The organism is Rhodoferax sp. AJA081-3 (assembly GCF_017798165.1).
Lineage (GTDB): Bacteria > Pseudomonadota > Gammaproteobacteria > Burkholderiales > Burkholderiaceae_C > Allorhodoferax.
Genome location: NZ_CP059068.1, coordinates 1 through 12,785 on the forward strand (window position 1 = coordinate 1; position 12,785 = coordinate 12,785).

The following is a 12,785-nucleotide window of genomic DNA, read 5'->3' on the forward strand; positions in this document are numbered from 1 at the left end:
ATGGTTGATGAAAAATGTTTGGTGCTGGGCATCGAGTCCTCGTGTGATGAAACCGGTGTGGCCCTGGTCCAATGGCAGGGTCAGGCCATGCCCACCTTGTTGTCACACGCGCTGTACAGCCAGATCGACATGCACCAGGCATTTGGCGGTGTGGTGCCCGAATTGGCCAGCCGCGACCACATCCGCCGGGTATTGCCGCTGACCAACGAGGTGCTGGAAGCCAGTGGTCGGACACTGGCCGATGTGGACATCGTGGCATACACCCGTGGTCCGGGGTTGGCCGGTGCCCTGTTGGTGGGGGCCGGTGTGGCGTGTGCATTGGGCGCGGCTCTGGACAAACCAGTGCTTGGTGTGCACCACCTGGAAGGGCATTTGTTGTCGCCTTTTCTCAGCGCAGACCCGCCGCAGTTTCCGTTTGTGGCCCTGCTGGTGTCTGGCGGGCATACACAACTGATGCGGGTGGATGGGGTAGGGCGTTACGAACTCTTGGGCGAGACGATTGACGATGCGGCGGGTGAGGCTTTCGACAAGTCCGCCAAGCTGATGGGCTTGGGGTATCCGGGTGGGCCGGCTCTGGCCAAAATGGCGGAGCAGGGTGACCCCACGGCCTACAAACTGCCGCGACCCTTGTTGCACAGTGGCAATCTGGATTTTTCGTTCGCGGGGCTCAAGACTGCGGTGTTAGTCCAGGCGCAACGTATGGTGGCGTCGGAGGCGGCCTTGGCGGCCGGTCTGCCCGCACCCAGTGCCCAGCCCAATGGTGGCAGCACCGAAGGTTTTGGGGCCTTGCCCTTGCAGCAGCGCAATGACTTGGCAGCATCTACACAGGCTGCCATCGTCGAAGTGCTGGTGAAAAAATCCCTGGCGGCGCTGAAACAAACCGGTTTGCAGCGTTTGGTGGTGGCCGGTGGTGTGGGAGCTAACCGCAGCCTGCGCGAGCAGCTGAATGCGGCCTGCGCCAAACGCCATGTGCGGGTGCATTACCCGGAGCTGCATTTGTGCACCGACAACGGTGCCATGATTGCCATGGCCGCTGCCATGCGCCTGCAAAGTGGCCTGCAGCAGGCTACCAGGACCTATGCGTTTGATGTCAAACCGCGTTGGCCGCTGGATAGCCTGTAAACAGTTTTACTGGATCGCCAGTTCAGCGGCGTTGCTGACGGGAACTTTCTTGACCAGCTTCAGGGTCAACACGCCGTGTTCCAGCTTGGCTTCGCTGGTGGCGGTGTCGATGTCCAGTGGCAATTCATACGCGGCGTTGTAACGGCGGGGTGCGCCTTCCTTGCTGCTGATGCGTACCACAGCGCCTTCGATGGCGATGCTCAGTTGGTCCTTGGCAATGCCGGGCACGTCCAGGGTCAGTGTGAAACTGGTTTCGTCTTGGGTGTAAGTTGCCGCTTTGTTGGTATTGGCGCGCAGTGCTTCGTCCATGAAACGCTCCAGCGTGCGACCGGTGTTGGCGTAGGCGTGGCGGTTCAGTTGGGGGCGGGCGGTGGTAGCGAAAAACATGGTGGGTACTCCTAGTACACTGCGCGGCTCTCACAGCGAGCGCCGCATGGATCTAAGCTGCGACTCTTCTTCCATTTTTCAAGAAAAAAATCAGATGTTTATTCTTAACCGTTGGGTCTTGAAAACCGTATCGGTGGCGCTATGTGCCCTGCCTTTTGCGATGGGTGCAGCCTCTGCGCAAGCGCCGGCTGCGTCCCCTATCAAACTGGCCATGGTCGAGGCCCTGACTGGGCCAAACGCCAATGCGGGTGAAGCCGTGTTTCGCAACCTGGCCTGGGCGGTGGAGCGTGTGAATGCGCGTGGTGGGGTGAAACTGCCTGCCGCTGCCGGTGGCAACCAGATGCTGGTGCTGGAGCGCTACGACAGCAAGGGCCAGAACGAAGAAGCCTTGTCGGTGCTTCGATCGGCCATCGACAACGGCGCGCGGATTGTGCTGCAAGGCAACTCGTCTGCCAATGCAGCGGCCTTGATTGACGCCATCAACAAGCACAACGAACGCGATCCGGCGCGCCGTGTGGTGTTCCTGAACTACTCCGCAGTGGACCCGGTGCTGACGAATGAGAAGTGCAGCTATTGGCATTTCCGTTTTGATGCCCATGCCGACATGCGAATGGCCGCCCTGATGGACGTCATCAAGGACGACAAGGCACTTAAGGGTGTGTACCTGATTGGCCAGGACTACAGCTTCGGTCAGTCTGTGTTGCGCGAGGCGCGCCGCCAGTTGGGCGTGCAGCGGCCGGATGTGGCCATTGTTGGTGAGGAGTTGCACCCCATGGCGCGGGTGAAGGACTTCCTGCCCTATGCCAACAAGATCAAGGCCAGTGGGGCAGGGGCCGTTATCACCGGCAATTGGGGCAATGACCTGACATTGTTGATCAAGGCCGCCAAGGATGTGGGTTTTGAAGGCAAGTTCTACACCTTTTATGGCAATGCACTCGGTGCGCCAGCCGCCATTGGCGAGGCTGGTATTGGCAAGGTGGTGGCCGTAGCCGACTGGTTGCCCAATGTGCAAACCGCCGGCAGCGAAGCCTTTTACAAGTCGTTCCGCGTGCGTTACCCCTTGGCAGCGGACGATTACGTCCACATGCGGATGCAGTTGCTGGTCGAAGCCCTGGCGCAGTCCTTGGAGGCTGCGGGCAGTACCGATATCGCAGCGGTTGCGGCGCAACTCGAAAAGGTCAAAGTGAGTCTGGGCGGCCAATCAGGCAGCATGCGCGCTGCGGACCACCAGTTCCAGCAGCCACTGGTGGTGGGGGTCATGGAGCGCCAGGGGACGCCGGGCGTCAAATTCGATGTAGAAGGCTCCGGCTACGGATTCCGGGTGGTCAAGACCCTGGCGCCCGAGGCAGCCGAGCTGCCCACCACCTGCAAGATGCAGCGGCCCTGAGCCTTGTGGGCACGGGACTGTGGACGGTTTGTACACAGTTTTCCGTATCGGGCTATAATCGACAGGCTTTGCATTCGGCAAGGCGCACGCCAGGAGCAGTTCCAGCACCTGGCGCAAGTTCAGAAACCAGGGACTCGCGGCTAATCAATGGTCAGCAGAGGTCCCGACATGACAGGAAATATAGCCATGATCGCATCCAGCATCAAAGCCGCTGTTGTCAAAGACAACGCCCGCAGCCCATCCGATACCGGCAGCCCAGAAGTGCAAGTTGCATTGCTGACCGCCCGCATCAACGAACTCATGCCCCACTTCAAGACCCACGCCAAGGACCACCACGGTCGTCGCGGCCTGGTTCGCATGGTTAACACACGTAAGAGCCTGTTGGCCTACCTGAACCGCGTAGACCACGACCGTTATGTTGCTCTGATCGCCAAGTTGGGTCTGCGTAAGTAAGCTGCGTATATTTAGCGCTGCATCAAATGACAGACGCCTGAGTTAGTTCACTAGCTCAGGCGTTTTTTACTTCGGAGACGGCAAAAACAGAGCGAAGCTGTGTCATTCCACGGAAATTGGCGGTTTTTTTGAACCGCAATGTGAGTTTCTCTGGAATGGCATCGTGTTCTGCGTTGTTGCCTCCGGGCTTGGCAGGTGGCCTTTACCTGCCAGCGGGTTCCCGCACTATCAGGAGATAAAACAATGAGCATTTTCAACAAAGTCACCAAGACCTTCCAATGGGGTCAACACACCGTCACGATGGAAACCGGCGAAATCGCGCGGCAATCCACCGGCGCCGTATTGTTGGACATGGACGGCACCGTCGTTTTGGCCACCGTGGTTGCCAAGACCGAAGGCAAGCCCGGCCAGGATTTTTTCCCCCTGACCGTTGATTACCTGGAAAAGAGCTACGCCGCAGGCAAGATCCCCGGCAGCTTCTTTAAACGTGAAGGCCGCCCCAGCGAATTTGAAACGCTGACCAGCCGCCTGATTGATCGCCCCATTCGCCCCCTGTTCCCCGAAGGTTTCTTCAACGAAGTGCACGTGGTGATCCACACAGTGTCGTTGAACCCTGAAGTGGACGCTGACATCGCTGCGATGATCGCAGTGAGCGCAGCTCTGTCCATCTCTGGCGTGCCGTTCAACGGCCCCATCGGCGCAGCCCGCGTCGGTTACGTCAATGGCGAATACGTGTTGAACCCTGGCCAGACCCAGCGCAAAGACTCCATCATGGATCTGGTCGTTGCCGGTACCGAAGCCGCTGTGCTGATGGTCGAGTCCGAAGCACAACAGCTGTCCGAAGAAATCATGCTCGGTGGTGTGGTTTACGGCCACGAACAAAGCGCGATCGCCATCAACGCGATCCACGAACTGGTGCGTGACGCTGGCAAGCCGGTCTGGGACTGGAAAGCTCCTGCCAAGGACGAAGCCCTGATCGCCAAGATCGACGGTCTGGCCAAAGCCAAGCTGGAAGCTGCTTACCAAATCCGCAACAAGCAAGCCCGTACGCAAGCTTGCCGCGCTGCCTACTCCGAAGTCATGGCTGCCCTGAAGGCCGACGGCGCTTCTTTCGACGCAGTGGCCATCGAAGGTCTGCTGTTTGAAATCGAAGCCAAGATCGTTCGCGGCCAGATTCTGGCGGGCGAGCCCCGTATCGACGGCCGCGACACACGCACTGTGCGCGCTATCGAAATCCGCAACAGCGTGCTGCCCCGTACCCACGGTTCCGCCCTGTTCACCCGTGGTGAAACACAGGCGCTGGTGGTGACCACCCTGGGCACCGAACGTGATGCACAGCGTATCGACGCACTCTCCGGCGAATACGAAGACCGCTTCATGCTGCACTACAACATGCCTCCGTTCGCCACTGGCGAAACCGGCCGTGTCGGTACCCCTAAGCGCCGCGAAATCGGCCACGGCCGTCTGGCCAAGCGCGCGCTGGCAGCCGTGTTGCCCTCCAAGGAAGACTTCCCGTACACCATGCGTGTGGTTTCCGAAATCACCGAATCCAACGGCTCTTCGTCGATGGCTTCCGTTTGCGGCGGCTGCCTGTCGCTGATGGACGCTGGTGTGCCTATGAAAGCCCACGTGGCTGGTATCGCCATGGGTCTGATCAAGGAAGACAACCGCTTCGCGGTGTTGACCGACATTCTGGGTGACGAAGATCACCTGGGTGATATGGACTTCAAGGTCGCCGGCACCACCAACGGTATTACCGCGCTGCAGATGGACATCAAAATCCAGGGCATCACCAAGGAAATCATGCAAGTCGCTTTGGCCCAAGCCAAGGAAGCGCGCATGCACATTCTGGGCAAGATGCAAGAAGCGATGGCTGAAGCCAAGACCGAAGTGTCCAACTTCGCACCGCGTCTGTTCACCATGAAGATCAACCCCGAGAAGATCCGTGACGTGATCGGCAAGGGCGGTTCCGTGATCCGTGCGCTGACCGAAGAAACCGGCACGCAAATCAACATCGACGAAGACGGCACCATCACCATCGCATCGGCTGATCCCGCCAAGGCAGAAGAAGCCAAACGCCGCATCGAGCAGATCACGGCTGAAGTCGAAATCGGCAAGGTCTACGAAGGCCCCATCACCAAGCTGCTGGACTTCGGTGCCCTGGTGAATCTGCTGCCCGGCAAAGACGGCCTGTTGCACATCAGCCAGATCGCACACGAGCGTGTGGAGAAGGTGTCCGACTACCTGACCGAAGGCCAGATCATCAAGGTCAAGGTCATGGAAACCGACGAGAAGGGCCGCATCAAGCTGTCCATGAAGGCCCTGTTGGACCGTCCAGTCCAAACTGCAGACCAAGGCTAAATCAACGATCTGCTAGCAATTCGATAGCTCCTCAGGTAATACCGACGGGGGCTATCGGTTGAAATGGCTATGAGAGTTATTGAAATTCCATCCTTTGGCGGCCCGGACGTTCTGCGTCTGGGGGATCGTCCGTTGCCGGTTGCCGGTGCGGGCGAGGTGCTGGTGCGCGTACGCGCGAGCGGCATCAACCGGCCAGACGTCTTGCAGCGTGCGGGCATGTACCCTGCGCCTGCCGGTGCGTCTGACATTCCAGGGTTGGAAATTGCTGGCGTCATCGAAGGCGGCGATGCTGAGGCCATGGCGCAAGCCGGCCTGAGCGTGGGCGACCGCGTGTGTGCCTTGGTGGCAGGTGGTGGTTACGCAGAATACTGCGTGGCGCCCATTGGCCAGTGTCTGCCGGTGCCCCGGGGGTTGAGTGATGTCGAGGCGGCTTCGCTGCCCGAGACATTCTTCACCGTGTGGAGCAATGTGTTTGACCGTGGTGGCTTGCAAGCCGGTGAAACCCTGCTGGTGCAGGGCGGCACCAGCGGCATTGGTGTCACGGCCATCCAGATCGCCAAGGCCTTGGGTGCCAAGGTGATTGCCACGGCTGGCAGCGACAAAAAATGTGCCGCCTGCCTGGCGCTGGGCGCGGACCATGCCGTCAACTACAAGACCCAGGATTTCCAGTCTGAGGCCTTGCGCCTGACCGAAGGCCGTGGTGTCGACGTGGTGCTGGACATGGTGGCTGGCAGTTATGTTGCCAAAGAGGTGCAATGCCTGGCTGAAGATGGCCGTCTGGTCATCATCGCCGTGCAGGGCGGTGTGCAGGCTGAATTCAATTCTGCCTTGGTGATGCGCAAGCGTCTGACCATCACCGGCTCGACTTTGCGTGCGCGCCCGGTGGCGTTCAAAGCTGCGATTGCCAAGGCCTGTTTGCAGCAGGTCTGGCCTTTGCTGGCTGCGGGACGCGTCAAGCCGGTGGTGCACAGCGTGTTTCCGGCGGTGGATGCAGAGCACACCAGCGGCAGTGGTGCGTCACGGGCGCATGCCCTGATGGAATCCAACCAGCATGTGGGCAAGATTGTTTTGACTTGGGAAGTACAAGCATGAAAAAACAGCTGATTGCAGGTAACTGGAAGATGAACGGCTCGTTGCAGTCCAACGCGGCCCTGGTGGCAGCGCTGGCGGCGGGGGCTGGCAGCGCCCAGTGTCTGGTCGCAGTCTGTGTGCCTGCGCCATATCTGGCACAGGTGCAACTGCTGGTAGCCGGAACCCGTATCGACCTGGGTGCGCAAGACGTGTCCCAGCATGAGTCGGGTGCCTTTACCGGCGAAATGTCGGCCGGCATGTTGCGTGAATTTGCGACCCGTTATTGCCTGGTAGGCCACTCGGAGCGCCGCCAATACCATGGTGAAACCGACGCCCTGGTTGCAACCAAGGCGCAGCGTGCGCTGGCCGCTGGCATCACGCCGATTGTGTGTGTGGGCGAGACGCTGGCCGAGCGTGATGCAGGGCGTACCGAAGAAGTGGTCAAACGCCAGTTGGCGGCGGTGATCCATACCAACGGCCATTGCATCAGTGAGATCGTTGTGGCGTACGAGCCGGTGTGGGCGATTGGTACCGGCAAGACCGCCAGCCCGGAAGAAGCCCAACAGGTGCACGCCGTGTTGCGCGCACAACTGCAGGCAGCAACCGCGCACGCGGACCGGGTGCACATTTTGTACGGCGGCAGCATGAACGCGGCCAATGCCGCGCAACTGCTGTCGCAGCCAGACATCGACGGCGGACTGGTCGGGGGCGCGTCCCTCAAGCCCGCAGACTTTTTATCCATCATTGCCGCAGCGCGCTGAACCAGCGCCTGCAGCGAATTTCCCGTTTTTAGGAGTAGAGAATGAATGTTGTATTGACGATTATTTTGACGGTTCAGATGTTGTCCGCCTTGGCCATGATCGGTTTGATCCTGGTGCAGCACGGCAAAGGTGCTGATATGGGTGCTGCATTTGGAAGCGGTGGTTCGGGTAGCCTGTTTGGCGCCAGCGGCAGTGCCAATTTTCTGTCGCGGACAACGGCTGTGGCGGCCACGGTCTTCTTTGTGTGCACATTGGCCTTGGCCTACTTTGGCAACCTGCGTCCGGCGACATCCTCCAGTGTTCTGGAGAGTGCTGCTGTTGTGGCTCCTGCCACCGCTGAGGCGGCTTCGGCACCTGCAGTTGCGGCCTCTGGCGTTGGCCAAATCCCTGCAAAATAATCACAGAGCAATCCCTGTTTTAATTGCCTTGTCCCCGGAGGGCGAGGGGTAAATTCAGGGTAAACTCTATGCTTGTCTGAAATGCAAAACACCTTCGGGTTCCTCACGCTACGCAGACAAAAAAAGCCGCCGTCGTGGTGAAATTGGTAGACACGCTATCTTGAGGGGGTAGTGGCGAGAGCTGTGCGAGTTCGAGTCTCGCCGACGGCACCAAATGGTATTTGACCTGCTTCGCACGTGAGCAGGCCTGAAATGGTGATAAGAAACGCACAAGATGAACCTCGATCAATATCTTCCTGCTCTCTTGTTCATCTTAGTAGGCGTCGCCATCGGCATCGCGCCACAAGCCATTGGCTACATCCTAGGCCCCAATAAGCCGGATGACGCAAAAAACTCCCCCTACGAATGCGGCTTCGAGGCGTTTGAAGACGCCCGCATGAAGTTTGACGTTCGTTACTACCTTGTTGCTATCCTTTTTATTCTGTTCGACTTGGAAACTGCGTTTCTGTTTCCGTGGGCTGTTGCGCTCAAGGAGCTGGGGTTGTTCGGTTTTCTGATCGGTTTGGAGTTTGTGGCTGTGCTGACCATTGGCTTTGTGTACATGTGGAAAAAAGGTGCCCTGGACTGGGAGTAACAAATGATTGAAGGTGTACTAAAAGAAGGCTTTGTCACCACCAGTTACGACTCGGTGATGAATTGGGCCCGGACCGGTTCGGTGTGGCCCATGACCTTTGGTTTGGCTTGCTGCGCCGTGGAGATGATGCACTCCGCCACAGCGCGTTACGACTTGGCCCGCTTTGGTGCCGAAGTGTTCCGTGCCAGTCCGCGCCAGTCCGATCTGATGATTGTGGCGGGCACGTTGACCAACAAGATGGCGCCAGCGTTTCGCAAGGTCTATGACCAGATGTCGGAGCCACGCCGCGTGATCAGCATGGGGTCGTGCGCCAATGGCGGTGGTTATTACCACTACAGTTATTCTGTTGTGCGCGGCTGCGACCGCATCGTGCCCGTGGATGTATACGTGCCCGGCTGCCCACCAACAGCGGAGGCGCTGATCTACGGCATCATGCAATTGCAACTCAAGATTCGCCGCACAGAAACCATCGCGCGGGCCTGAAGGGGTTTATGACAACATTTTCCGTAACGCCTGAGACCATTCAGGCGGCCATTGTTGCGGCCTTGGGTGACAAGTTGCAACGTACATCCATTGCACTGGGTGAGGTTGAAGCCGTGGTGTCTGCGGACAACTACCATGCTGCTGCGCAAATTTTGCGAGATGACTCTGGTTGCAAGTTTGAGCAGCTGATCGACTTGTGTGGCGTGGACTATTCCGAATACAAAGGCGGCGCCTACGAGGGTCCGCGTTTTTGTGTGGTCCTTCAGCTCTTGTCCGTCAGCCTGAACCAGCGTTTGCGCCTAAAGGTGTTTGCGACCGATGACGCCATGCCGCTGCTGCAGTCCGTTACCAATGTTTGGGCCGCTGCAGACTGGTATGAACGTGAAGCCTTTGACCTGTTTGGCATCATGTTTGATGGCCACAATGACTTGCGCCGCATCCTGACGGATTATGGTTTCATCGGCCATCCCTTCCGCAAAGACTTCCCCACTACGGGTTATGTGGAGATGCGTTATGACGCCGAGCAGGCGCGCGTCGTGTATCAGCCCGTCACCATTGAGGCGCGCGAAATTACGCCGCGCATCATCCGTGAAGACAACTATGGGGGCCTGCACTAAGCGCTTTGAACCATGGCTGAAATAAAGAACTACACCCTCAATTTCGGACCCCAGCACCCGGCAGCACACGGCGTGTTGCGCCTGGTGCTGGAGCTCGATGGCGAAGTGATCCAGCGGGCCGATCCGCATATCGGCAATTTGCACCGCGCCACCGAAAAACTGGCCGAGACCAAGACCTATATCCAGAGCCTGCCCTACATGGACCGTCTGGACTATGTGTCCATGATGTGCAGTGAGCATGCCTACTGCCTGGCCCTGGAGCGCATGCTGGGCATTGAAGTGCCGATCCGTGCGCAATACATCCGCGTGATGTATGCCGAGATCACGCGTCTGCTGAACCACCTGATGTACCTGGGTTCCCACGGCAACGATTGTGGTAGCTCCACCATCCTGATCTACACCTTCCGCGAGCGCGAAGACCTTTTCGACATGTACGAAGCGGCCAGTGGTGCCCGCATGCATGCGGCCTACATCCGTCCGGGTGGTGTGTACCGCGACCTGCCGGACACCATGAACCAGCACAAGGCAAGCAAGGTGCGCAACGCCAAGGCAGTTGAAGAACTCAACCGCAACCGCAAGGGTTCGTTGCTGGACTTCATTGATGACTTCACGCAGCGCTTCCCCAAGTGCCTGGAGGAATACCACACCCTGCTGACAGAAAACCGCATCTGGAAACAACGCTGTGTTGGCATCAGCCCGGTAACCCCCGAGCGTGCCTTGAACCTGGGTTTCACCGGTGCCATGTTGCGTGCCACTGGACAGGCCTGGGATTTGCGCAAGCAGCAGCCCTACGACGTGTACGACAAGCTGGACTTTGACATTCCAGTGGGTAGTACAGGTGATGTCTACGACCGCTACCTCGTCCGTATGGAAGAGATGAAGCAGTCCAACCGCATCATCAAACAGTGCGTCGATTGGCTGCGGGTCAACCCCGGTCCGGTCATCACCGATAACCACAAGGTTGCGCCGCCTTCGCGCGAATCCATGAAGACCAGCATGGAAGAGTTGATCCACCACTTCAAGCTCTTCACCGAGGGTTTCCACGTGCCCGAGGGCGAGGCCTATGCAGCGGTGGAACACCCCAAGGGCGAGTTTGGCGTCTATATCGTCAGCGAAGGTGCCAACAAGCCCTACCGCCTGAAGATCCGTGCGCCCGGTTTTCCGCACCTGGCGGGTCTCAATGAATTGGCCAAGGGCCACATGATTGCCGATGTGGTCTCCATCATCGGTACCCTGGATATCGTTTTTGGAGAGATTGATCGATGATCTCTGAATCTACCAAGGCACGTTTTGCCAAAGAAGTGGCAAAGTACCCCGCCGACCAAGCCCAATCCGCCGTGATGGCCTGCCTGGCCATCGTGCAGCAGGAGTTGGGTTATGTCAGCACCGACAGCGAAGCCCAGGTGGCCGAATACCTGGGTATGCCACCCATGGCCGTGCACGAGGTCACGACCTTCTACAACATGTACAACCAGCGACCCGTTGGCAAGTACAAGCTCAACGTGTGCACCAATTTGCCATGCCAGTTGCGCGAAGGCCAAAACACGCTGCACTATCTTGAAAAAAAGCTGGGTATCTCCATGGGGCAGACCACGCCAGACGGCATGTTTACGCTGCAACAGAGCGAATGCCTGGGCGCGTGTGCCGACTCTCCCGTCATGCTGGTCAATGACCGTTCCATGTGCAGCTTCATGACACCGGAGAAGCTGGACCAGTTGGTGGACGGTTTGCGGGCGGTGGAGAACAAATGATGACGGCCCAGCATATCCTTTCCCAGTTTCGCGCCACCGGCGTGCAAACCTGTTTCCATGATCGCCACATCAACCCCCAGATTTTTGCTGGCCTGAATGGTGCCAACTGGCGCCTGAAAGACTACGAGGCGCGGGGAGGTTACCAGGCCCTGCGTAAGGTATTGGGTATCGGTGGCGGCGAGCCCATGACGCAAGACCAAGTCATTGCAACGGTCAAGGAGTCCGCCTTGCGCGGCCGGGGCGGTGCGGGCTTCCCCACGGGACTGAAGTGGAGCTTCATGCCCCGCCAGTTCCCCGGTCAAAAGTACCTGGTCTGCAACTCGGACGAGGGTGAACCGGGCACGTGCAAAGACCGTGACATCATGGAGTTCAACCCCCATATCGTCATCGAAGGCATGGCCATTGCCGCCTTTGCGATGGGCATTTCGGTGGGTTACAACTACATCCACGGCGAGATCTTTTCGACTTACGAGCGCTTTGAAGAGGCGCTCGAAGAAGCCCGTGCGGCGGGTCTGCTGGGCAATAACATCCTGGGCAGCAACTTCAGCTTCCAGCTGCATGCGGCCCATGGCTTTGGTGCCTATATCTGTGGGGAAGAAACGGCTCTGCTGGAATCGCTGGAGGGCAAAAAAGGCCAGCCGCGCTTCAAGCCACCATTTCCTGCCAGCTTTGGCCTGTACGGCAAGCCGACCACGATCAACAACACCGAAACCTTTGCGGCGGTCCCCTGGATCATTCGCAACGGCGGACAAGCCTATTTGGAATGCGGCAAGCCGAATAACGGCGGCACCAAGATCTATTCCGTCAGTGGTGATGTGGAAATGCCCGGCAACTTTGAAGTGCCCATGGGTACGCCTTTTTCCAAGCTGCTGGAGCTCGCCGGTGGCGTGCGCGCCGGTCGCCAGCTGAAGGCCGTGATTCCTGGTGGATCCTCATCTCCCATCCTGCCTGCCTCCATCATGATGGACTGCACCATGGATTACGACTCCATCGCCAAGGCCGGCTCCATGCTCGGTTCAGGCGCGGTGATCGTGCTGGACGACAGCCGTTGCATGGTCAAGAGCCTGCAGCGCTTGAGCTATTTCTACATGCATGAATCCTGCGGCCAGTGCACACCCTGCCGCGAAGGCACCGGGTGGTTGTCTCGCGTGGTGGATCGCATTGAGACCGGCCATGGACGCCCGGCCGATATGGACCTGCTGGACAGCGTTGCCAACGACATCATGGGTCGCACGATTTGTGCATTGGGCGACGCTGCGGCCATGCCGGTGCGCGCCATGATCAAGCACTTCAGACACGAATTTGAGCACCACGTAACGCACAAGACCTGCATGGTCCCCGCCTACGTCTAAACGAGTGA

14 protein-coding genes and 1 tRNA gene are annotated in these 12,785 nt (G+C 58.7%); 14 read left to right on the forward strand and 1 reads right to left on the reverse strand.

Features of this window, described 5'->3' with window-relative positions; all coding sequences use genetic code 11:
* Entirely contained in the window at positions 1–1,122 is a 1,122-nt protein-coding gene (gene tsaD / locus HZ993_RS00005) for a tRNA (adenosine(37)-N6)-threonylcarbamoyltransferase complex transferase subunit TsaD (RefSeq protein ID WP_209395238.1), read from the forward strand.
* A 6-nt stretch (positions 1,123–1,128) separates the two neighbouring features.
* Here the strand turns inward: tsaD and HZ993_RS00010 are convergent, their stop codons facing one another.
* Positions 1,129–1,509, reverse strand: coding sequence for an Hsp20/alpha crystallin family protein (locus tag HZ993_RS00010; RefSeq protein WP_209395239.1), 381 nt, complete (start codon positions 1,507–1,509; stop codon positions 1,129–1,131).
* A gap of 94 nt (positions 1,510–1,603) precedes the next feature.
* On the opposite strand from HZ993_RS00010, the gene HZ993_RS00015 reads away from it, so the two are divergent.
* The 13 genes from HZ993_RS00015 to nuoF all read left to right on the forward strand — a co-directional run bounded on the left by HZ993_RS00015 (position 1,604) and on the right by nuoF (position 12,777).
* Complete coding sequence (locus tag HZ993_RS00015) at positions 1,604–2,896, forward strand: branched-chain amino acid ABC transporter substrate-binding protein (RefSeq protein ID WP_245213760.1); 1,293 nt, start codon at positions 1,604–1,606, stop codon at positions 2,894–2,896.
* A gap of 186 nt (positions 2,897–3,082) precedes the next feature.
* The gene (gene rpsO, locus HZ993_RS00020; RefSeq protein ID WP_209395240.1) at positions 3,083–3,349 is read left to right on the forward strand and encodes a 30S ribosomal protein S15; all 267 of its coding nucleotides are present in this window, start codon (positions 3,083–3,085) and stop codon (positions 3,347–3,349) included.
* Positions 3,350–3,592: 243 nt separating this feature from the next.
* Complete coding sequence (gene pnp / locus HZ993_RS00025) at positions 3,593–5,710, forward strand: polyribonucleotide nucleotidyltransferase (RefSeq protein ID WP_209395241.1); 2,118 nt, start codon at positions 3,593–3,595, stop codon at positions 5,708–5,710.
* Positions 5,711–5,779: 69 nt separating this feature from the next.
* Positions 5,780–6,802 carry an NAD(P)H-quinone oxidoreductase gene (locus tag HZ993_RS00030; RefSeq protein ID WP_209395242.1) on the forward strand — a complete coding sequence of 341 codons (1,023 nt, stop codon included), beginning with the start codon at positions 5,780–5,782 and terminating at the stop codon, positions 6,800–6,802.
* A complete protein-coding gene (gene tpiA / locus HZ993_RS00035; protein WP_209395243.1) occupies positions 6,799–7,542 on the forward strand; it encodes a triose-phosphate isomerase in 744 nt (247 codons plus the stop codon). The genes HZ993_RS00030 and tpiA overlap by 4 nt, the downstream gene beginning before the upstream one ends.
* A gap of 41 nt (positions 7,543–7,583) precedes the next feature.
* Positions 7,584–7,940, forward strand: coding sequence for a preprotein translocase subunit SecG (secG, locus tag HZ993_RS00040; protein WP_209395244.1), 357 nt, complete (start codon positions 7,584–7,586; stop codon positions 7,938–7,940).
* A 128-nt stretch (positions 7,941–8,068) separates the two neighbouring features.
* Positions 8,069–8,153: transfer RNA gene (locus tag HZ993_RS00045), tRNA-Leu, on the forward strand.
* A gap of 61 nt (positions 8,154–8,214) precedes the next feature.
* Entirely contained in the window at positions 8,215–8,574 is a 360-nt protein-coding gene (locus tag HZ993_RS00050; protein WP_209395245.1) for an NADH-quinone oxidoreductase subunit A, read from the forward strand.
* A gap of 3 nt (positions 8,575–8,577) precedes the next feature.
* Entirely contained in the window at positions 8,578–9,057 is a 480-nt protein-coding gene (locus tag HZ993_RS00055) for an NADH-quinone oxidoreductase subunit B family protein (RefSeq protein ID WP_209395246.1), read from the forward strand.
* Between the two features lie 8 nt (positions 9,058–9,065).
* Positions 9,066–9,674, forward strand: coding sequence for an NADH-quinone oxidoreductase subunit C (locus HZ993_RS00060; RefSeq protein ID WP_209395247.1), 609 nt, complete (start codon positions 9,066–9,068; stop codon positions 9,672–9,674).
* A gap of 12 nt (positions 9,675–9,686) precedes the next feature.
* Positions 9,687–10,940: an NADH-quinone oxidoreductase subunit D gene (locus HZ993_RS00065; RefSeq protein ID WP_209395248.1), complete on the forward strand. Its 1,254-nt coding sequence runs from the start codon at positions 9,687–9,689 to the stop codon at positions 10,938–10,940.
* A complete protein-coding gene (gene nuoE / locus HZ993_RS00070; protein WP_209395249.1) occupies positions 10,937–11,425 on the forward strand; it encodes an NADH-quinone oxidoreductase subunit NuoE in 489 nt (162 codons plus the stop codon). The genes HZ993_RS00065 and nuoE overlap by 4 nt, the downstream gene beginning before the upstream one ends.
* Positions 11,422–12,777, forward strand: a complete 1,356-nt coding sequence (nuoF, locus tag HZ993_RS00075; RefSeq protein WP_209395250.1) for an NADH-quinone oxidoreductase subunit NuoF — start codon at positions 11,422–11,424, stop codon at positions 12,775–12,777. Before nuoE ends, nuoF begins: the two co-directional genes overlap by 4 nt.
* Positions 12,778–12,785 lie beyond the last annotated feature (8 nt).